General features: G+C 68.9%; 22 protein-coding genes. 15 read left to right on the top strand and 7 right to left on the bottom strand.

Annotation, left to right across the window (positions count from 1 at the left end):
• Positions 1 to 41: 41 nt before the first annotated feature.
• On the bottom strand, positions 42 to 782 hold the full coding sequence (locus ACZ3HL_RS40910; protein WP_465537127.1) for a carbonic anhydrase family protein: 741 nt from the start codon (positions 780 to 782) through the stop codon (positions 42 to 44).
• Positions 783 to 991: 209 nt separating this feature from the next.
• Between ACZ3HL_RS40910 and ACZ3HL_RS40905 the strand changes: the two genes are divergently transcribed.
• The 5 genes from ACZ3HL_RS40905 (at position 992) to ACZ3HL_RS40885 (ending at position 4,535) form a co-directional block, all read left to right on the top strand.
• Complete coding sequence (locus ACZ3HL_RS40905) at positions 992 to 1,483, top strand: hypothetical protein (protein ID WP_465537126.1); 492 nt, start codon at positions 992 to 994, stop codon at positions 1,481 to 1,483.
• A 250-nt stretch (positions 1,484 to 1,733) separates the two neighbouring features.
• Positions 1,734 to 2,471, top strand: coding sequence for a hypothetical protein (locus ACZ3HL_RS40900; protein WP_465537124.1), 738 nt, complete (start codon positions 1,734 to 1,736; stop codon positions 2,469 to 2,471).
• A 71-nt stretch (positions 2,472 to 2,542) separates the two neighbouring features.
• On the top strand, positions 2,543 to 3,376 hold the full coding sequence (locus ACZ3HL_RS40895; protein WP_465537122.1) for a class I SAM-dependent methyltransferase: 834 nt from the start codon (positions 2,543 to 2,545) through the stop codon (positions 3,374 to 3,376).
• Positions 3,376 to 3,981: a TetR/AcrR family transcriptional regulator gene (locus ACZ3HL_RS40890; RefSeq protein WP_465537121.1), complete on the top strand. Its 606-nt coding sequence runs from the start codon at positions 3,376 to 3,378 to the stop codon at positions 3,979 to 3,981. Before ACZ3HL_RS40895 ends, ACZ3HL_RS40890 begins: the two co-directional genes overlap by 1 nt.
• A 92-nt stretch (positions 3,982 to 4,073) precedes the next feature.
• Complete coding sequence (locus ACZ3HL_RS40885) at positions 4,074 to 4,535, top strand: ATP-binding protein (RefSeq protein ID WP_465421069.1); 462 nt, start codon at positions 4,074 to 4,076, stop codon at positions 4,533 to 4,535.
• 6 nt (positions 4,536 to 4,541) lie between these two features.
• Here ACZ3HL_RS40885 and ACZ3HL_RS40880 read toward each other — a convergent pair whose 3' ends face one another.
• A complete protein-coding gene (locus ACZ3HL_RS40880) occupies positions 4,542 to 5,897 on the bottom strand; it encodes an MFS transporter (protein ID WP_465537119.1) in 1,356 nt (451 codons plus the stop codon).
• An 84-nt stretch (positions 5,898 to 5,981) separates the two neighbouring features.
• Positions 5,982 to 6,590: a TetR/AcrR family transcriptional regulator gene (locus ACZ3HL_RS40875; RefSeq protein WP_465421065.1), complete on the bottom strand. Its 609-nt coding sequence runs from the start codon at positions 6,588 to 6,590 to the stop codon at positions 5,982 to 5,984.
• Between the two features lie 88 nt (positions 6,591 to 6,678).
• On the opposite strand from ACZ3HL_RS40875, the gene ACZ3HL_RS40870 reads away from it, so the two are divergent.
• Positions 6,679 to 7,728 carry an NAD(P)-dependent alcohol dehydrogenase gene (locus tag ACZ3HL_RS40870; protein WP_465537117.1) on the top strand — a complete coding sequence of 350 codons (1,050 nt, stop codon included), beginning with the start codon at positions 6,679 to 6,681 and terminating at the stop codon, positions 7,726 to 7,728.
• A gap of 51 nt (positions 7,729 to 7,779) precedes the next feature.
• On the opposite strand, the gene ACZ3HL_RS40865 is transcribed toward ACZ3HL_RS40870, so the two are convergent.
• Entirely contained in the window at positions 7,780 to 8,655 is an 876-nt protein-coding gene (locus ACZ3HL_RS40865; protein WP_465537115.1) for a lysostaphin resistance A-like protein, read from the bottom strand.
• A gap of 52 nt (positions 8,656 to 8,707) precedes the next feature.
• Entirely contained in the window at positions 8,708 to 9,277 is a 570-nt protein-coding gene (locus ACZ3HL_RS40860) for a TetR/AcrR family transcriptional regulator (protein WP_465421059.1), read from the bottom strand.
• Between the two features lie 74 nt (positions 9,278 to 9,351).
• Between ACZ3HL_RS40860 and ACZ3HL_RS40855 the strand changes: the two genes are divergently transcribed.
• Positions 9,352 to 11,088, top strand: coding sequence for an ABC transporter ATP-binding protein (locus ACZ3HL_RS40855; RefSeq protein WP_465537113.1), 1,737 nt, complete (start codon positions 9,352 to 9,354; stop codon positions 11,086 to 11,088).
• Positions 11,089 to 11,092: 4 nt separating this feature from the next.
• Here ACZ3HL_RS40855 and ACZ3HL_RS40850 read toward each other — a convergent pair whose 3' ends face one another.
• Complete coding sequence (locus tag ACZ3HL_RS40850; protein WP_465537111.1) at positions 11,093 to 11,848, bottom strand: sigma-70 family RNA polymerase sigma factor; 756 nt, start codon at positions 11,846 to 11,848, stop codon at positions 11,093 to 11,095.
• Between the two features lie 88 nt (positions 11,849 to 11,936).
• Between ACZ3HL_RS40850 and ACZ3HL_RS40845 the strand changes: the two genes are divergently transcribed.
• The 6 genes from ACZ3HL_RS40845 to ACZ3HL_RS40820 all read left to right on the top strand — a co-directional run bounded on the left by ACZ3HL_RS40845 (position 11,937) and on the right by ACZ3HL_RS40820 (position 17,555).
• Positions 11,937 to 12,620, top strand: coding sequence for a TetR/AcrR family transcriptional regulator (locus ACZ3HL_RS40845; RefSeq protein ID WP_465421053.1), 684 nt, complete (start codon positions 11,937 to 11,939; stop codon positions 12,618 to 12,620).
• A gap of 55 nt (positions 12,621 to 12,675) precedes the next feature.
• Positions 12,676 to 13,356 carry a GNAT family N-acetyltransferase gene (locus ACZ3HL_RS40840; protein WP_465537109.1) on the top strand — a complete coding sequence of 227 codons (681 nt, stop codon included), beginning with the start codon at positions 12,676 to 12,678 and terminating at the stop codon, positions 13,354 to 13,356.
• A 70-nt stretch (positions 13,357 to 13,426) separates the two neighbouring features.
• Positions 13,427 to 14,458, top strand: coding sequence for an L-threonine 3-dehydrogenase (tdh, locus tag ACZ3HL_RS40835; RefSeq protein ID WP_465421049.1), 1,032 nt, complete (start codon positions 13,427 to 13,429; stop codon positions 14,456 to 14,458).
• A complete protein-coding gene (locus tag ACZ3HL_RS40830) occupies positions 14,458 to 15,639 on the top strand; it encodes a glycine C-acetyltransferase (protein ID WP_125736137.1) in 1,182 nt (393 codons plus the stop codon). The genes tdh and ACZ3HL_RS40830 overlap by 1 nt, the downstream gene beginning before the upstream one ends.
• Positions 15,636 to 16,550 carry a LysR family transcriptional regulator gene (locus ACZ3HL_RS40825; RefSeq protein WP_465537107.1) on the top strand — a complete coding sequence of 305 codons (915 nt, stop codon included), beginning with the start codon at positions 15,636 to 15,638 and terminating at the stop codon, positions 16,548 to 16,550. Before ACZ3HL_RS40830 ends, ACZ3HL_RS40825 begins: the two co-directional genes overlap by 4 nt.
• A 9-nt stretch (positions 16,551 to 16,559) precedes the next feature.
• Positions 16,560 to 17,555 carry a TerC/Alx family metal homeostasis membrane protein gene (locus tag ACZ3HL_RS40820; protein WP_465537105.1) on the top strand — a complete coding sequence of 332 codons (996 nt, stop codon included), beginning with the start codon at positions 16,560 to 16,562 and terminating at the stop codon, positions 17,553 to 17,555.
• Here ACZ3HL_RS40820 and ACZ3HL_RS40815 read toward each other — a convergent pair.
• The gene (locus ACZ3HL_RS40815) at positions 17,552 to 18,115 is read right to left on the bottom strand and encodes a TetR/AcrR family transcriptional regulator (RefSeq protein ID WP_465537103.1); all 564 of its coding nucleotides are present in this window, start codon (positions 18,113 to 18,115) and stop codon (positions 17,552 to 17,554) included. The genes ACZ3HL_RS40820 and ACZ3HL_RS40815 overlap by 4 nt on opposite strands.
• 81 nt (positions 18,116 to 18,196) lie before the next feature.
• On the opposite strand from ACZ3HL_RS40815, the gene ACZ3HL_RS40810 reads away from it, so the two are divergent.
• Positions 18,197 to 19,249: an FAD-dependent oxidoreductase gene (locus ACZ3HL_RS40810; RefSeq protein ID WP_465537102.1), complete on the top strand. Its 1,053-nt coding sequence runs from the start codon at positions 18,197 to 18,199 to the stop codon at positions 19,247 to 19,249.
• A 56-nt stretch (positions 19,250 to 19,305) separates the two neighbouring features.
• Positions 19,306 to 20,123: DUF222 domain-containing protein (locus ACZ3HL_RS40805; protein ID WP_465537101.1), on the top strand; the 818-nt coding region annotated here is incomplete at its 3' end.

Below are 20,123 nucleotides of genomic sequence, written 5' to 3'. Positions count from 1 at the left end.
GAGCCACCTGGGACGCCCTCGGCTCTAACCGTCCTTGCCGCTCACGAGAACTGGGGTACGACGGTCAGCCGCCGTCCGTTGAGCGGCTGGGGAGCGCGGGCGTTGCCCGCACCGAACAGGCTTTGGAACCGCGCGATCGTCGAGGGTGAGACGGTCTGTTCGGCCATCAGGAACCACTGCACACCTTCGGTGAACGGGGCCGTCGTGAGCGACCCGTCGTACCGCAACGTGCTCCGCTCGCGAGGCAGGAGCGTGGCGAGGTCGAAGTCCCCGAGCGCCACGGTTCCGCCGCACTCAGGCGCGAGCTTCGCCAGGATACGGTCCAGTGGCGACCCGGCGCCCGAGCGCACGGGCACGCCGATCACCAGTAGTTTCCCGGCGGCGCTCCGGTGCACGAAATGCATTTCCAGCGGAGCGGTGCGGCCCTGGAAACGGTGTTCGGACGGGGTGTGGAAATGGAACTGTTCGAGTTCGTACCGGACCCCGGCGAGTGTGACATGCCCGGTGCCCGGCCTGACCACCGCCTCTTCGGTTTCTTCGTGATTCCTCGTACTGCATCCGTTGGTGTCCGAGGCGTCCTTTCGGATGTATTCGAGGTCCAGCTCCGAATGGCCGTAGGAGATCTCCAGTTTCGGCAGGGTCGGATCGAACCTGATCGCACCGGGCGAGATGTCGACCGGGCTCTGCGACGGTTGCCGCGAGTGGGCGGTGCCGCCCGCGGTGAGCAGGAATCCGGCTAGGGCGAGGGGAACGACGAATGCGACAAGGCGCCTGCGCGTCACGCTCTGAACCTTTCGAAGAGCCGCACCCGATGGAGTGGTGCGCGCGAGAAGAACACATCTTTTTCCGCTGCCGAAGAATGTGCAAGTCCCCTGAACAGGGCAATTTCCGACATATTCTCTCCTTTCGTGCGAAACGGAGCGTGATTCATGTCGCCTCGCACCGAAAGATTCACTGTGCGCAGCCGGGAGGACACCCGTAGTATTCGAAGATGTCGATCTTGTCGATCCTTCTCGGCCTGGTGGCCCTTTTGCCCGCCGTGGACCCCGTCGCGCGAACGGGTGCCTGCGAGGGAACGGAAGGGGTGACGGTCGCGGTCGGCGTGGAGGCCGAAGTACTCGTGCGATGCGTGTCCGGCTCACCCGGTGACGCGCGGACCGCGCTAGAACACTCCGGGCTCGCGGTGCGGCTGGGGGACGGGCCGGGGCCATATGGCGATTTCCGCTACGTCTGCCGTGTCGAAGGCCTGCCCGCCGGTGATCCCTGTACCGGCCATCGGGACGGAGCGTCGTTCTGGAAGGTGTGGCGCGCCGGGCTGGATCCGGTCGCCTGGCGCGAATCCGGGACGCGGGACGGGCCCGGCGCGGTGCCTGTCTGTCCCGGCGGGCTCGTCGGCTTCGTCTTCGGGCCGAAGACCTCGCGGATGCCCGTGGCGCCCGAGCGGGTCGTGACCACGCCCGGCTGGCTTCCGTCCCGGTGCTGACGGGTCAGCCGGCCGGGAGTTCGCTGCCGTCCAGCAGCGACCAGGGCGAGCGCGGCGTCGTCCGCGGAGATCGTCGGCCGCCTGCCGAGCCGGTCGCGGATCTCGGGTGGGGAGAGGTATTGCGGTCAGTCCGAAGTGGACGGACCGGCGCCGTGTCCGGCGGAGCCGTCCCCTGGTGCGCGGTTACCCCTTGGGGGTATGTGACGAGCGTCGCTCTCTAGTACCCCCCTGGCGTATATATGGTGGGTCCATGAACACAGCAACGCACGGCACGCACGGCCACGAACCCGCCGGGCTCGCGTCGACCAAGGGCGGCTACACCCTCGTGCCCACCACTACGAAGCTCGTTCCCGGGGAGACGGCTTCGTTCACCTTCCGGATCCTCGGCGCCGACGGTGTGCCGGTGACCGCCTACGACGTCGAACACGAAAAGCGGATGCACCTCATCGTCGTCCGCCGTGACACCGCGGGCTTCCAGCACACCCACCCCGAACTCGGCGACGACGGCACGTGGTCGGTCCCGCTGACCATCGCCGACGCCGGGGTCTACCGTGTCTTCGCCGACTTCAAGCCCAGTGGTGGCGAGGCGGCCACCTTGGGCGCCGATCTCTTCGCCGCCGGGGACTTCCGTCCCGTCGAATACCGGACCTCGCGCGTCGCGGAGGTCGACGGCTACGAAGTCCGCCTCGACGGCGAACTCGTGCCAGGGATGCCGTCGAAGGTGACCCTCACCGTCACGAAGGACGGCCGTGCGGTCACCGATCTCCAGCCGTACCTGGGTGCCTACGGGCACTTGGTCGCGCTGCGCGGCGGCGACCTCGCGTATCTGCACGTCCACCCCGACGGTGCGCCCGGTGACGGCCGGACCGCGGCCGGTCCCGAGGTGACGTTCTTCGCCGGGTTCCCGACGGCGGGAACCTATCGGCTGTTCCTGGACTTCCAGCACGACGGCAAGGTCCGTACCGCCGAATTCGCCGTCACCGCTTGACGCGGGGGGCGGACTCCGATCACTATGAACACGTGTTCATGAACGTGTGTTCATAACGAGGAGGTTGTGGGATGTCCGGCATCGTCAACACCGCGCAGTCGGAGGCGTGGAACGGCTACGAGGGGCGGCACTGGGCCGAGCACGACGAGCGCTACGACGCGGTGAACAGCGGCTTCAACGAGTTCCTGTTCGACGCCGCCGGGATCGGCGAGCGGGACCGGGTGCTCGACATCGGCTGCGGCAACGGACAGGTCACCCGGCTCGCCGCCGTCCGTGCTCCGCTCGGGGGCGCGACCGGGATCGACCTGTCCGCGCCGATGCTCGCCACGGCGCGGGCCCGAGCGGAGGCCGAAGGCGTGGCGAACGTCGAGTTCGAGCAGGGCGACGTCCAGGTCTTTCCGTTCGGGGACGGGGTTTTCGACGTAGCACTCAGCCGGTTCGCGGTGACGTTCTTCGCGGACCCGGTCGCCGCTTTCGCGAACGTGCGCCGGGCGCTGAAGCCGGGAGGCAGGCTCGCGTTCCTGTGCATGACCGGGCTCGCCGGAACCGACCTCGGTGCCGTTTTCGGTGCACTGGCACCGTTTCTGCCGACCCCGACCGGCGAGGACGGCACCGGCCCGACGGCGTTCGCCGACCCCGAACGGGCTCGCTCGGTGCTGACGGACGCCGGATTCCTCGACGTCACGGCCGCTCGCGTCGAGGCGGATCAGGTCTGGGGAAGCGACTTGGCCGACGCCGCCCGGTTCATCGCGGACTGGGGCCCGGTCAAGTATCACCTCGGCCAGGTGAGCACCGAAGCCGCGAACAGCGCGCGAGAAGCGCTTTCGGCCGCCCTACGTCCCTTCGAAGGGCCCGGCGGTGTCCGGCTGCGTGGCGCGGCCTGGCTGGTCAGCGCGAAATCCTGATGTCACCGAGGAAAGCGGCCGCCCTGCGGCACACGGAGGACGGCCGGAGCCTGCGCGAGCACTTGATCGATACCGCCGCGGACCTGATTTCCGCGCACGGCACCGCGGAACTCACGGTGCGGGCGATCGCGCGCGCGGCGGGAGTCGCCGATGGCGTGTTGTACAACCATTTCGCCGACAAGGAGGAGTTGCTGGCCGACGCCTTGGCCGAGCACGTACGGAGAGTGGAAGCCGGGCTCGGCGAGCTGCCCGAGCCCGGTTCGGCTACGGTCGAGGCCAATCTCCGCGCCCAGCTGGTGTACGGGTTGGCTCTGCACAAAGAGATCCTGCCCGCGTTCGCCGGGCTGCTCGCCCGCCCCGCAGTGCTCGCGCGCTTCGGGGGACAGGACGGTGAGACCTGGCGAGATCGCCTCGCCGGATACCTGCGCGCGGAAAAGGAACTCGGCAGGCTGGACGGCGATGTGGGCGCGGCGGCGGCCATGCTGGTCGGCGTCTGCCATGAAACGGTGCTCTCCGGTCTGCTCCCGCACGGCCCGGCGGTGACCACTTCGCCGGAGGTGGAAGCCGTGGTCAAGACGGTGCTCGAGGGTATCGCGGTCCGATGAACTTCGACACGGGTTGATCGGCGGGCGTTCTGGGTAACCCGGATGTGCGACTTCAGCAGGGAGGTCGCGCGCGCGACGGGAAGGGTGGCTCCATGATCAGTATCGCGGAGCATCCGGTGCCGGGAACCTGGGTGCTCGACCTGCGAGCCACGACGCCTCGGGCGTTGCCGGACATGCGTGCCTGGGTGGTCAGATGCCTTCCCGATCTCGGCGAGGGGCATCGCGACGACGTCCTGCTGGCCGCGACGGAACTCGTCGCCAACGCCTACGTGCACGGGGGTGGCGCACGCCACATCCAATTGTGGCGTGGCGTGACACCCTGCGCGGTGCGTATCGAGGTCGCGGACGTCAGCGTCGAGCAACCCCGGGCGCGGAGTTCGCAGTTCGAGGATCCCCGCGGCCGCGGACTGCTCGTCGTCGACGGGGTGGCGGTGCAATGGGGCGTCCGGCGTGAGCCGGTGCGGGGCGGCAAGATCGTCTGGGCGCATATCCGGTGCGACGGCCGTTGCCCGGAAGCGCTCCCGCGCGTGCGCACGAGGCGCTCCCGGAACTGACCGGACTCAGACCGCGCGGCGCGCGGTGAACAGGCCGAGCGCGGAGACAGCCGCGAAACCGAACAACAGCCACCTCGCCGACGTGACCACCGAAGCGCCGCCGAAGTTGACCAGCAACCCGGCGACGGCCGCGCCGAACGCGGTCGACATCGTCAGGATCGTCGCGATCGCGGCCGCCGCCTGCCCGCCCTCGCCGTCCGGGGCGGAGGTCATCGCCGCGACGGACAGATGAGGCATCGCGATGCCGATTCCGGTGCCACCGAGGAAGAGCACCGGCAGCCAGGCGAGTACGACGGGCAGCGACGGCTGCTCGGTCTGCAACAGCCCCAGCAGCGCCAACCCGGCCGCGAGGCAGGCGGGCCCGGCCAGTACCAGCCGTCGTGCCTTACGTGCCGAAGCGCTGACGAGCTGGCTCACCGACCAGCCCAAGGACAGCGCGGCGGCGAAGAATCCCGCCGCCGCGGGCGGGAGCCCGCCCAGCCGCTGGCCGAACAGCGGCAAGAACGTCTCCACCGCGACGCCGGACGCCAGGACCATGATGGTCAGGTAGATCCACCGCAGCCGTGAACCCCGCCGGTAGACCGAAGCGGGCAGAACACTCGCCGCCGCACGGTTTTCCGTCACCAGGAACGCACCGGCGAGCACGAGACCCAGTGCGATGAAGGCCGCCGTCGCGAGGACGCCGGACAGGATCCCGGCCACGCTCACCGCCCCGGCGGCGCCGACGATCAGGGCCAGCGAAACGACCGGGACCGGCGGCGACTGGGCCGGGCGTTCGACGGCGGGGAGCGCGCGTGGCACGAAGAACGCCAGCACACCCGCGGCTACCGCGAGGGCCGCGAACGCCGCGCGCCACGAACCGAACTGTGCCGAGAAACCGCCGAGCGCGGGACCCGCGAAGTTCCCCACTCCGAACATCGCGGAGATCAGGGCGCTGCCCCGGCTCCACAGCCGAGGCGGCAACGCCGAATGGATCAGGGCGAAGCCGAGCCCGGTCAGCAGGCCGGCGCCGAGCCCCTGTGTCCCGCGCCCGATCAGGAGGATCGGCATCGACGGGCTCGCCGCGCACAGGACCGAGCCGGTGGCGAAGACACCGAAACCGATCAGATAGGAAGCCTTGCCGCCGAAACGGGAAAGAGCCCGGCCCACCAGCATGGTCGCGACGACCTGGGCGCCCAGGAACGCCGTCATGGTCCAGGCGTACAGCGGCCGTCCACCGATTTCCTGGATGGCGGTCGGCAGGAGGCTCGCCGCCACGTAGATGGTGATCGCGCCGACGAGCACGCCGCCCGCCAGTACCGCCGCCGTGCTCGTATGGCGGCCCAATTCCCGCCACGATCCGACTTCTTGCCCGATGCTCACGCGGTTCTCCTCGTTGTCGAAAGGATTGCGCTTCGCATCCTGTCGGTGCGGGGAGTCCCGGTAATCGGACAAATCAGACGTGAATCACGTCACATTCTTCGTGCGGCCCTCGATGGCGGCGCGGGCGGCCTCGACCGACTTCCGGACGACGACTTCCGTGGAGTAGCCCTGTTTCGTGAAGACGCCGTCGAGGTAGAACGTGCCGTAGCCGTGCGCCTGGGTGAACAGCTGCTCCATCAGTTCGAGCCCGTCCTGCGGCCGGTCCGCGACGGTCAGGCAGAGCATGACGAACTGGTCGGTCAGTCGGCGGGTCTGCTCGTGCAGTGCGGCGTGCTCCGGGCCCTGCAAACCGTCCGAGTAGATGATGTTCATCCCGGCCCGGCGTTCGATGAGGTATTCCGTGTACGCGCCGGCGGCCGCGGCGAGTGCGGCGATGGGTTCGCTCTCGGCCTCGATGGCGCCTTGCACCCTGTCCGCCAGCTGGCAGGCGACGGTGGCCGCGATCGCGGCCAGCAGGCTCTCCTTGTCTGGGAAGTGCCGATAGGGCGCGCCTGGGCTGACCTTCGCGCGCCTGGCGACCTCGGCGACCGAGAACGCGCCGAGCCCCTTTTCGGCGATCAGGTCCAGTGAGACCCGCACGAGTTCGGCGCGCAGATCGCCGTGATGGTACTTGCCGCCCATGTCGTGGATCACACCGTCCCGGTCGCGGAATATGTAAGAGCCCTCTTACGCTGGTTGTAAGTGACCTCTTACATGGTCTCACTGTTTCTCGGAGGGTTTCATGACGACGACCACGCACGCCATCGCCGCGCCGTCCCCGGGCGCCGCTCTGTCGCCGACGACGATCGAGCGTCGCGACCTGCGTCCGGACGACGTGCTGATCGACATCGCGTACGCGGGGATCTGCCACAGCGACATCCACCAGGTGAAGGAGGACTGGGGCACCGCGATCTTCCCGATGGTGCCCGGGCACGAGATCGCCGGCGTCGTCGCCGCGGTCGGTTCCGGCGTGACGAAGTACCAGGTCGGGGACCGCGTCGGGGTCGGCTGCATGGTCGATTCCTGTGGTGAGTGCGAATACTGTGTCGCGGGCACCGAGCAGTTCTGCGTCAAGGGCAACATCCAGACGTACAACGGTGTCGGTTTCGACGGCGAGAACACCTACGGCGGTTACAGCCGCCAGATCGTCGTGAAGGACGCCTTCGTCTGCCGCATCCCGGAAGGCATCGGCCTCGACGTCGCCGCTCCGCTGCTGTGCGCGGGCATCACCACCTACTCGCCGCTGAACCGCTGGGGTGCCGGGCCGGGCAAGAAGGTCGCCGTCGTCGGCCTCGGCGGACTCGGCCACATGGCGGTCAAGATCGCGGTCGCCATGGGCGCCGAGGTCACCGTGCTCAGCCAGAGCCTGAAGAAGCAGGAGGACGGCCTGAAGCTGGGGGCGAAGGACTACTTCGCGACCGGTGACGCGTCCACGTTCAAGACGCTGCGCGGCCGCTTCGACCTGATCCTCAACACCGTTTCCGCGACGCTGCCCGTCGACTCCTACCTCGGCATGCTGCGCGTCGGCGGGGCGATGGTGAACGTCGGCGCACCCGGCGAACCGTTGTCCTACAGCGCCTTCTCGCTGCTCGGCGGGAACAGGGTGCTCGCCGGTTCGATGATCGGCGGGATCGCCGAGACGCAGGAGATGCTCGACTTCTGCGCCGAGCACGGGATCGGCGCGGAGATCGAGACGATCTCGGCCGGCCAGGTGAACGTGGCCTACGACCGGGTCGAGAACAGCGACGTCCGGTACCGGTTCGTCATCGACGCGGCGACCATCGGCGCCTGACCGCCCGGCCGTCTCGTGAGTGGTAAGGACGGTTCTAACCGTCCTTACCACTCACGAGACCATCAGCAGCAGGGGCACGGTGTTCATCGCGGTGTGCGCGGCGATCGGTGCCCACAGGTTGCGGTAGCGCGACCACAGGTAGCCGGTGAACAGGCCGAAGAACCCTTGGAAGGCCACGATCGCGCCCAGGGTGAGCGGGAGTGATCCCTGTCCGTGCGTCGGCAGGTGCAGCCACGCGAACAGCAGGGCCGCCAGCAGGATTCCCGGCCACCGCCCGAAAAGCGCCTCCAGCCGGGTCTGCAGCATGCCGCGGAAGAAGACCTCTTCGAGGACGTTCGCGGTGAAGAAGGTCAGTGTGGCGCCGACCGCCAGATACACCGGGTCGGGGTAGTCCTCGGAGGTGGGGAGCGGCGGCGCGAGCGGACCGAGGACGGAGAGCCAGCCGAACACGAGCACGGCCGGGATCGGCGCGAGCCATCGCCAAGTCTGCCGGGGCCACCACGTGAGCCGGAACGGATCGGGTTCCCCCCGCGTGCGCAGGAGAATCAACGGCAGCACCAAGAACACGAGCGGCTTGGCGAGCGCCCAGACGTCTCGGACGAGCGCATGGTGTCCCGCCGCCGAAACCAGGAACAACGCCAGCGGCCATAGGAAGGCGATGAGCACCAGGGCCATCGCCTGTTTTCGGAGCCTGCGACGATCGGCCGCGTCGGGGAGCAGTTTCGGTGCGTGTAGCGGGATCCCGTGGACGAGCAGCATCCCGGCCAGCGCCGGAAGCAGGGCTCCAGCCAGGGAAAGCGTCTTGTCCGAATCCGCGGACGGCTTGATCGTGTCGTGCCCGGTCGCCAGCAGCAGAGCGGGTGCGGCCACGAACGCCGCCAGTCCGCCGAAGAGGATTCCCCAGGCGGGTACCGGTTTTTCTGTCACCGGGACAGGATCTTCGAAGAAGCGCGTGTCCGCGTCATCACTTCGGAGGACTTCAGCCGACCGCGATGACCTTTTCCAGGCTGCGCAGGCACAACGTGAGCGCCTCGTGCTTCGGTGTCTTGTCGCGCACCAGCTCCCAGGCCGTATAGAGCATGCTCCAGAGCAGCTGCAGCAACCACTCCTTGCTCATCGCCGGATCGATCGAGCCCTCGGCGTGCCCGCGTTCGATGAGCCGCAGCAGGAGCCGGTCGTCGTCGCTCTCCTCCGCCCATTCGGGCCGGGTCATCAGCTCCGGCATGGTGAACAGCAGCTGGAAGACGTCGGCGTGCTCGAAGTACTCCTGGCACAACCGCGCCAGTACGACGGGGACCGGGCCGTCGTCGAGCCTGGCCCGCCGGGTGCTCAGCGTGACCTTGTCGAGGGCGTCGTGACTGATGGCGTCGATCAGGTCCGAACGCTCCGCGAAATACCGGTGCACCGTGGTGCGCCCGACGTTCGCCGCCGCCGCGATGTCGGCCAGCGAGGCGCTCGGTTGCTTGGTCAACGTCTCGATGGCCGCGTCCAGGATCGCGCGCCGGGTCCTCGCCCGGACACCCGTCTCGGTGACCACACCCTCACTCATGGCCGGTACCGTACCTCGCTCCCGATATGGAACTCGTTTGACGGTTTTAGAACACTCGTGTTCCATTGGGAACCATGAATACTCCACGATTGAAGGTGCTGTGGTCGTTCGCGAGACCACACAAGGGGGCACTCGCGATCGGCCTGGTGCTCGCCCTGCTCGGTTCGGCGGCCGGTCTCGCCACGCCCATGGTCACGAAGTGGGTGCTCGACTCGCTCGGTTCGTCGGCGTCGCTGGCCGGTCCGGTGCTGGCGTTGGCCGGCCTGATGGTGATCGGCGCGGTGATCTGGCTGGCGCAGTGGATCCTGCTCGGCACCGTCGGCGAGCGGGTGGTGCTGAAGGCGCGGGAATCGATGGTGCGGCGGTTCTTCCGCGCGACGATCCCGGCGATCACGAAGCGGCCGACGGGGGAGCTGGTCACCCGCGTCACCTCGGACACGGTGCTGCTGCGCGAGGCGGCGTCGTCCAGTGTGATCGGCCTGATCAACGGCGTGGTGATGCTCGTCGGCACCCTGGTGCTGATGAGCGTGCTCGACCCGGTGCTGCTGGCGACGACGGTGGCGGCCGTGCTCGTGGTGATCGCGCTGTTCACGTGGCTCATGCCGGCCATCGCGAAGGAACAGGAGAAGGCGCAGGACCGCGTAGGCCGTCTCGGCGGTGTCCTCGAAGGCGCGCTGCGGGCGATCCGCACGGTGAAGGCCAGCCGGGCCGAAGCCCGGCAGTCCGACCGGATCCTGGTCGACGCGGAAGCCGCCGCCGCGCACGGCGTCCGCGCGGTGCGACGGGAGGCCGTCGCCTGGGTGGTGGCCTGGACCGGTATCCAGGCCGCGACCCTGGTGATCCTCGGCCTCGGCGCCTGGCGGGTCGACGCGGGCCTGCTCGAGGTGTCGAGCCTCATCGCGTTCCTGCTGTACGCCTTCGCGCTGATGGAGCCGATCACCGAGCTGAGCCAGAACATGACCGCGCTGCAGGCGGGGATCGCCGCGGCCGGGCGGATCCGGGAGATGGACACGCTCGAGGTGGAAGAGGACCGCGCGTCCACCGGGACGACGCCGGCGGGGAAGGCCGGTCCCGTACTGGAACTGCGCGGGGTGACCGCGGGCTACGGTGGCGATCCGGCACTGCGGGACGTGTCGCTGAAGATCCCGAGACGCGGGCACACCGCGATCGTCGGGCCGTCCGGCGCGGGCAAGACCACGATGCTGTCGCTGATCATGCGGTTCGTGCGGCCGGAGTCCGGTTCACTGCTGCTGGACGGACGCGCGTACGCGGACCTGCCGTACGCGGACGTGCGGGCCCGGCTGGCCTACGTCGAGCAGGAGACACCGATCGTGCCGGGGACGATCCGGGAGAACCTGCTCTTCACCCATCCGGACGCGACCGAGGAAGAGGTGCGGCGGGCTCTCGGTGAAGTCCGGCTGAGCGACAAGATCGCCGCACTCGACGACGGCCTGGACACGCCGCTTTCGTCGACGTCGGTGTCCGGCGGGGAACGGCAGCGGATCGCGCTGGCCAGGGCGATCCTGCGTACACCGGACGTGGTGCTGCTGGACGAGGCGACCGCGCAGGTCGACGGCCGGACCGAGAGCGCGATCCACGACTGCATCCGGCGGCTGGCGCGCGAGGGCGCCGTGGTCACCGTCGCGCACCGGCTGTCCACGGTGATCGACGCCGACACCATCGTGGTGATGGAGGAAGGCCGCGTCCGGGCGAGCGGCAGCCACGAGCATCTGCTCGCCACCGACACGCTGTACCGGGAACTGGTGGAGGCGCTGCGGATCGCGGGGGAGGGCGCCCCGGTGCCCGGCTGATCTCCTAGGCCGAGACGGCGCGGACACCCGGCGGCATCTCGCGGTTGACCTCGTCGAGCCGGGTGGCGACGGTGCGGCAGGGTTCGCAGCCCGCCAGATGCGCGGCGATCAGGTCCGCCCGGCGGCCCGGCACGCCGCCGCGGAGCCACGCGCCCATCCGGCGCCGCGCCTCCTGGCAGCACGGCGTTCCCGTTTCGGGCACCTGCGCCTGCAAGAACGCCTGGCGGAGTCCTTCGCGGGCTCGCAGGGCCAGCACGGAGGCGCCGTTGGGCGAGACTCCCAGCAGCGGAGCGACCACCTTCGGCGAGTCGCCTTCGGCTTCGGTCCGCCAAAGCACCGTCCGCCAGCGGCCGGGGAGCGCGCAATAGGCGGTCCACGCCAGCCGGGCGTTCGCGCGGAGGATGACGAGTTCTTCCGCACCCACGACCCCGGCGGCCTCTTCGACCGCCGGGGTCGTGCCGTACAACTCGACCCGTTTGTGGTGGTGGCTCCACTTGGCCGCGAGATTCCGGATGGTGACCGCGAGGTAGGGGCGGAGGTTCTCCCGCGGGCCGCCGCCGTCGCGGATGACGCTCAGCACGCGCACGAAGGCTTCGGCGACGAGGTCGTCCCGTTCGGCGGGATCGGCGACCCAGCCCGCGGCGATCCGGCGGAGCGGCTCGGCGTGCCGCCGGAAAAGTGTCTCGCCGGCGGCGATGTCACCGGCGCGGAAGGCATCGAGCAGCGTGGCGTCCGCCGTGGTGTCGACGTCTTCCCTCATCGCGGTCTCCCGGACGGGCCGATTTGCATACCCAAAGTAACGGGTACGGCAGTGTACCCGTTAACCGGCCGCCGATAAACTCTGGGGGATGACGCCTGAAGCCGACGTGCCTCGGCCGGACGGCCGCGCGGCGCGCTGGGCGGGACAGCGTGAGCGCCGCCGACGGGATTTCGTCGACGCGGCGCTGCGCGCGATCGCCGCGCACGGTCCGGAGGTCTCCACCGAACAGATCGCCGACGAGGCGGGGGTGGCGAGAACGCGGGTGTACAAGCATTTCGACGACGCCGCCGACCTGCAGCGCGCGATCGCCGACCGTGCCGTCCGGCTCATCACCGCCGAGCTGGCCCCGCTGTGGGACCCGAGCGGGACGCCGATGCAGCTGATCACCATGGCGGTCGGCGCCCATACCGGCTGGCTCGCCGAACACGGGAACCTCTACCGCTACCTCGCCCGGCATTCCCAGGCCGGACGGCGCGGCGGCGATGCCATCACCGACGTCAGAACGGCGATCGCCCGGCAGTTGTCCATCCTGTTCAAGCATTACCTCGACACCTTCGACCTGGACGGCCGGATCGCCGAGCCACTCGCCTTCGGGCTGGTCGGCCTCGTCGACACGAGCGCCGCGCGCTGGCTGGAGAACCCGTGCGGTATCGAGCTCCCGGAGCTCGCGAGCCAGCTGGTGCGGTGGATCTGGCGGGTCATCGACGACACGCTCCGGGAACGCGGTATCGAACTCGACCCGCATTCGCCGCTGCTCGTGCCGGGCGGCTGAGCGCTCAGGATGTGGGAGCGGGAATGAAAGCCCGCCGGCCGGTGTCGGAGCCGTCATGGTCACCCCTTTCGACGACCCGGCGTGGGCTTCGCTGACCGGGCCGCACGCCCACTTCGCGGAACGCTCCGGCCAGGTGCTGCGCTATCAGGTCGACGTCGCGCCCTTCTTCGCGCTGCCGCCCGAGCCGGACGACGGTGTGTGGGCCGATGTCGCCGCGCTGGCGGGTCCCGGCCAGACGGTCACCGTCCACAACGCGCTGCCCGTCCCGGCCGACTGGGAAGTCCTCGGCAGGATCGCCGGGGTCCGGCTGGTCGACGTCGCGCTCGAAGCCGCCGAAGAGCCCGAAGCCGTCGTGCTGGGGCCGGACGACGTCCCGGAGATGCTGGAGCTCGTCGAGCGGACCAAACCGGGGCCGTTCCGGAAGCGGACCATCGAATTGGGGACATACCTGGGAATCCGGCGCCACGGCGAGCTGGTCGCGATGGCCGGGGAGCGGATGCACCCGCCCGGCTGGACCGAGATCAGCGCCGTCTGCACCGACCCGGCGTATCGCGGCCAAGGACTGGCGGCCCGGCTCATCCGCGCGGTGGCGGCGGGGATCCGGGCCCGCGGCGAACGCCCGATGATGCACGCGGCGGCGACGAACACCTCGGCCATCAGGCTCTACCGGTCGATCGGTTTCGAGGTGGTGCCGAAGCCGGACTTCGTGTCGGTCCGGGTCCCGGGCTCCTTGTGAAGTTGCTCTAACGAGGGATTTCAGAAACTCGCGATGGACTGAACAGCACGGTCGGGCCAGACTTCGCGCCATGAAGGCATTGGTCAAAGCCGACCGAGCACCCGGGCTGGAACTCACCGACGTGCCGGACCCCGCCGTCGGCCCCGGCGACGTCGCCGTCCGCGTGCTGCGCGCCGGGATCTGCGGCACCGATCTGCACATCGACTCCTGGGACGACTGGGCGTCGCGAACCATCGCCGCGCCGCTGGTCATCGGGCACGAGTTCGTCGGCGAGGTGGTCGAGATCGGCCGGTCGGTGACCACGGTCAAGGTGGGCGACCTGGTCAGCGGCGAGGGCCATCTGGTCTGCGGAAGCTGCCGCAACTGCAAGGCCGGGCGGCGGCACCTGTGCGCCAGGACCAAGGGCCTCGGCGTGCACACCGATGGCGCCTTCGCGCAGTACGCGGTGCTGCCCGAGATGAACGCCTGGGTGCATCGCACCAAGGTCGACCTCGACATCGCCGCGATCTTCGACCCGCTCGGCAACGCCGTGCACACCGCGCTGTCCTTCCCCGTCATCGGGGAGGACGTGCTGGTCACCGGGGCCGGCCCGATCGGCATCATGGCCGCCGCCATCGCGCGCCACGCGGGCGCGCGCAACGTGGTCGTCACCGACGTCAGCGAGCACCGGCTGGAACTGGCCCGCAAGGTCGGCGTCGACCTCGCGCTGGACGTCTCCTCCTCGACCATCGCCGACGCGCAGGAGCGGCTCGGCATGGCCGAAGGCTTCGACGTCGGCATGGAGATGAGCGGGCGGCCCGAGGCGCTGCGCGACATGATCGCGAACATGTCGCACGGTGGCCGCGTCGCGCTGCTGGGACTCCCCGCTTCCGAGGTGTCGGTCGACATCGCGTCCGTGGTGCTGAAGATGATCCAGATCAAGGGGATCTACGGGCGCGAGATGTTCGAGACGTGGTACTCGATGTCCGTGCTGCTGCAGGCGGGGCTGGACATTTCGCCGGTGATCACCCACCGGTTCGGCTACACCGAATACGAGAAGGCGTTCGCGACGGCCAGGGAAGGCCGCTGCGGCAAGGTCATTCTGGACTGGACGGAGAACTGATGTACGGCGCGATGCGCGACGACCTCAAGGCCGGGCTCGCCGAGATCCGGGAAGCCGGGCTGTACAAGGGCGAGCGGGTGATCCAGGGGCCGCAACGGGCTTCGGTCAGTGTCGGCGACGGCGACGTCCTCAACTTCTGCGCCAACAACTACCTCGGCCTCGCCGACCACCCCAAGCTGATCAAGGCCGCGCAAGAGGCGCTGGACCGCTGGGGCTTCGGCATGGCGTCGGTGCGGTTCATCTGCGGGACCCAGCAGCCGCACAAGGAGCTCGAGGCGAAGCTGTCGGAGTTCCTCGGCACCGAGGACACGATCCTCTACAGCTCCTGTTTCGACGCCAACGCCGGGCTCTTCGAGACGCTGCTGACCGATCAGGACGTCATCATCTCCGACGAGCTCAACCACGCGTCGATCATCGACGGCGTCCGGCTCTGCAAGGCGAAGCGGATGCGCTACCGCAACCGCGACGTCGCGGATCTGGAAGCCCGGCTCAAGGAGGCGTCCGGCGCGCGCTACCGGATGATCGCCACCGACGGCGTGTTCTCGATGGACGGCTACCTCGCGCCGCTCGACGAGATCTGCGAGCTGGCCGAGCGTTACGACGCCCTGGTGATGGTCGACGACTCGCACGCCGTCGGCTTCACCGGGCCGACCGGTCGCGGTACGCCGGAGCTGTTCGGCGTGCAGGACAAGGTCGACGTGCTGACCGGCACCCTCGGCAAAGCGCTGGGCGGCGCGAGCGGCGGCTACACCTCCGGCCGTGCGGAGATCGTCGAGATGTTGCGGCAGCGTTCGCGGCCGTACCTGTTCTCGAACTCGCTGGCGCCGTCGATCACCGCGGCCGCGCTCGCCACGCTGGAACTGCTGGACTCGTCGAGCGACCTGCTGGGCAAGCTGCGCGCCAACACCGAACTGTTCCGGCGCCGGATGACCGAGGCGGGTTTCGACCTGCTGCCGGGCGAGCACCCCATCATCCCGGTGATGATCGGTGACGCCGCCAAGGCGGGCAAGATGGCGGATCTGCTGCTCGACCAGGGCATCTACGTGATCGGCTTCTCGTACCCGGTGGTGCCGCACGGCAAAGCGCGGATCCGGACGCAGATGTCGGCGGCGCACTCGACCGAGGACGTCAACCGGGCCGTCGACGCGTTCGTGACCGCTAGGTCCATGATGGACGAATGATCGATCCGCGACGGCTGCGCGTGCTGCGTGCCCTCGCCGACCACGGCACCGTGACGGCGGCGGGCCAGGCGCTGCACCTGACGCCGTCCGCGGTCTCCCAGCAGCTGGCCGCCCTCGAAGCCGAGTGCGGCCAGCAGCTGCTTCGCCGCCGGGGCAGGCGTGTTTCGCTGACCCCGGCGGGGGAACTGATGGTGGTGCACGCCAACGCCGTCGCCGCCGAACTGGAACGGGCGCAGGCCACCCTGGCCGCGCTCGATTCCGGCGTACAGGGCATGGTGCGGCTGGCGAGTTTCGCCTCCGCGATCACGATGGTCGTCGCGCCGGCGATCGCCTCCCTGCGGGCCGGATCGCCAGGGGTGTCCATGCAGGTGCAGGACGTCGAGGGGCACGCGAGCATCCCGCTGCTGCTCGACGGCGAGGTCGATCTGGCGATCACCGAGGAGTACCGGCTCTCGCCACGGACGGATGAAAGCAGGCTCACCCGGTTCCCCCTGTACGTGGAGCCCTTCGACGTCGTGCTGCCCACCGCGCACCGGCTCGCGGAAGCGTCCGAAGTGGACATCGACGAACTCGCCGACGATGAGTGGATCGCGCCGAAACCCGGGAATCCGTGCCGCGACGTGCTGATGATCGTGTGCGCAAACCCGGCGATCCGGCACGTCTCCGACGATTTCCACGCGATCACCACCCTGGTCGCCGCGGGCGAGGGCGTGGCGCTGGTGCCGCGCAACGCTTTCGCCGCCGTCCCCGGAGCCGTCGCCGTCCCGTTGCGCGGCGAACCGCCGCTGCGCCGCGTGTTCGCCGCCGTCCGGCGGGGGAGCGCGGACCACCCGTTGCTCAAGACCGTGCTCGCCGCGCTGCTGGACGCGGCGCCGGGTCATGCGAATGCGGACCGGGGAAGTCGCGCTTAGGATCGTGGCATGCTCCAGATCGATGCTCTCACCTGGATCGTCACGATCGGTCTGGTGCTCGGGCTGCTGGCACTCGATCTCATCATCGCGGCCGTGCGTCCGCACAAGGTCGGCTTCGGCGAGGCGGTGGCCTGGTCGGTCGGCTACATCCTGGTCGCGGTGGCGTTCGGTGTCTGGCTGACGCTCGCGCACGGTGGCGACTTCGGGCAGCAGTACTTCGCGGGGTACATCGTCGAGAAGAGCTTGTCGGTCGACAATCTCTTCGTCTTCGTGATCATCATGAGCACCTTCGCGGTACCCGAGGAACATCAGCACAAGGTGCTCACGTTCGGCATCGTCGTCGCGCTGATCATGCGCGCGATCTTCATCGCGCTCGGCGCCACACTGCTTTCCTTGTTCTCCTTCATGTTCCTGCTGTTCGGGCTGCTGCTGATCTACACCGGCGTCCAGCTGTTCCGGCATCGCGACGAGGATCCGGACGTCGAGAACAACGTGGTGGTGCGGTCCGCGCGGAGGCTGCTGCCGCTGTCCACCGAATACGACGGCGGCAAACTCCTCACCCGAGTGGACGGGAAGCGGGTGGGCACGCCACTGGTCGTGGTGCTGCTCGCGATCGGCGGGATCGACCTGCTGTTCGCGCTGGACTCGATCCCCGCGGTCTTCGGTGTCACCGACGAGCCGTACCTGGTCTTCGCGGCCAACGCCTTCGCCCTGTTGGGCCTGCGGGCGCTGTACTTCCTGGTGAAGGGCCTGCTCGATCGTCTGGTGTACCTGTCGGCCGGGCTCGCGGTGATCCTCGGGTTCATCGGGATCAAACTGATCCTGCACTGGGCACACGTGGACATCGACGAGAGCGTTCCGGAGATCTCGACGCCGGTCAGCCTCTCGGTGATCATCGGCATCCTTGTGGTGGTGACCGTGGCGAGCCTGCTCAAGACCCGCAAGGATCCCTCCGCCAAGGCGCATCCGGGCTCGCTGCGCGGTTCCCGTCCCGACGAGGACTAGCGCCAGCCGCGTTCGAGGAGGTCGAAGATCCTCTCGACGTCCTCCCGCGGGTCCGGGCGGCCCCGGGTGAGGGCCGGAATGTCCAGCACGAAGCGCGCGAGCGCCTGGCAGGCGATGTCGTCGGAGGCCGCGCCGGTCTCTTCGGCGATCGCGACGCCGAGGGCCGCGGCGTGCCGGGTCCACATGCGCTCGCCGTATTCCTGAAGCGCCGGGGTGCCGGTCACCAGCGCGGTGAACTCGGCGTACTGGGGACGCGTCGTGAGTGGAACCCACGTCGCGAGCACGTACTCGCGGAGCGCCTCGACGATGCCCTGGCCCTCTTCGCGCTTCCGGACGGCGGCGACCAGGCGTTCTTCGCGGTCCTGCGATTCGTCGAAGACCAGTGCCTCCTTGCCGGGGAAGTGCTTGAACAGCGTCGTCGTCGAGACGTCGGCCGCCTCGGCGATGTCGCGGATGCTCACCTGGTCGTAGCCCCGCTCCAGGAACAACTTCAGCGCGGCGTCCGCCAGCGACTGGCGGGTGGCCGCCTTCTTGCGTTCACGCCGTCCCGGTGTCTCCATGAACGCACCCTACCGCATGAGTTGTCACGGTCACTAAGTTGACTCGTTGCACTTTTTAACTCGTTCTGCTTTTCTGGGGTCATGACGATCAGCATCATCGGAGCGGGTCCTGGAGGTCTGACCTGTGCCCGCATCCTGCAGAAACACGGCGTTCCCGTGACGGTCTACGACCGCGATCCGCATCCCCGGGCGCGGAACCAGGGCGGCACCCTCGACCTCCACGCGGACGACGGTCAGCTGGCCCTGCGCGAGGCCGGCCTTCTCGACGAGTTCCTCGCGCTCGCCCGTCCGGAGGGGCAGGAGATGCGCAAACTGGATCTCGCCGGACGTCTCCTGGAGCACCATGTCCCTGCCGAAGGGGAGATGTTCAGGCCGGAGATCGACCGCGGCCAGCTCCGCGGCCTCCTGCTCGACTCGCTGGAGCCGGGCACCGTCCACTGGGGACGGACGCTGGAGCGGGTCGAGGCCCCTGGACGTCTGCGCTTCACGGACGGCGCGACGATCGAGACCGATCTGGTCATCGGCGCCGACGGCGCGTGGTCGCGGGTCCGCCCGGCGGTTTCGGCGGCCGTGCCCGAATACGCCGGGATCACCTTCCTGGAGGCGTGGTTCGACGACGTCGAGAACGCGCACCCCGAACTCGCCGAACTCGTCGGCCAGGGCAGCGCGATGGCGGCCGACGGCGAGCGGTGCCTTTTCGCGCAGCGCAACAGCGGGGACCACATCCGGGTCTACATCATCCAGCGGCTGCCCGCGGACTGGGCCGGGTCGGGTACGGATGTCCGCGGCCGGCTGCTCGACGCGTTTTCCGGCTGGTCGCCGTCGATGTTGCGGATGATCACCGACAACGACGGGCCGTACGTCGACCGTCCGTTGTACGTTCTGCCCGTCCCGCACACGTGGGAGCACACGCCTTGGGTGACCCTGCTCGGCGATGCGGCTCACCTGATGCCGCCGCTCGGCGTCGGCGTCAACCTGGCCATGGTCGACGCTTGTGAGCTCGCCCTCGCGCTGGCCGGTTCTGCTTCGGCCGGTGATGCTGTGGCGCTTTATGAGAAGACCATGTTGCCACGGTCGGAGGAGATCGCGCGGCGGCTGGAGAATGGTGCCGAGGGGTTGCTCGACGTCGATTAGTGTTGCTGTGTAAGGGAAAATGTCTTTTTGTCGGTGGTCGGTTGTAGTTTCGGTGTGTGGATACACGTAACGCCCTTGTGGCGCTTCTCAAGGAAATCACCTCGGCTGGTCTGTTGGAGGAGGTGAATGCCGGGCTGGATGTGTTGGAGGACGGTGATGCTGTGGCTGTTGCGGTGGCGGCGTCGGAGGGGATCGCGCGGTTGGAGGCGGTCCGGTTCCGGGCGCTGGGGCAGTTGAACCGCCACCGTGATGGTGCGGCGAGTGTGGTGCAAGAGGTCGCGTTCGCGTTGTCGGTTGTGGACGGTCACGCGGCCGGGCTGGTGTCCACCGCCGAGGCGTTGACCACCCGGCTGCCGTGCACTCTGGGGTTGCTGGACCGTGGCCAGGTGGGTGGTTACGGGGCGATGAAGGTCGCTGCCGCGACGGCGTGGTTGTCCGATGACGACGCGCGTGCGGTGGACGCGGTCCTGGAAGACCGCCTGCCGGGCCGGAACTCGGATCAGGTTCGGAAGGCGGCGCATCATGCGGCGATGATGGCTGATCGTGACGGTGCTGCTCGTCGGGTGGAGCGGCATCGCGCTGGTCGGCGGTTGTCGATCCGGCAGGGTGAGACGGGGGTGGCGTCGATCGAGGTCGAGGACGGGCCGGTGGAGAAGGTCGCCGCCGCCTACACCCGGATCGACCGCGAAGCCCGCGCCCTCAGAACGGGTGGGGAGACCCGCACTCTGGATCAGCTGCGCGCCGACGTCGCCCTCGACCTGCTGCTCGGTGGCCAGGGTGGGAAGGGTGAGCGGTCCGAGGTGTTCCTCTACATGGATCTCAACACCTACCTCGGGGCGAACGATGATCCGGCGGAGTTGGCGGGGCATGGGTA

Source organism: Amycolatopsis sp. NPDC000009 (assembly GCF_055563465.1).
Note: the sequence above shows the minus strand (reverse complement) of the source record. Positions and strands in the feature narration are given on the sequence as shown.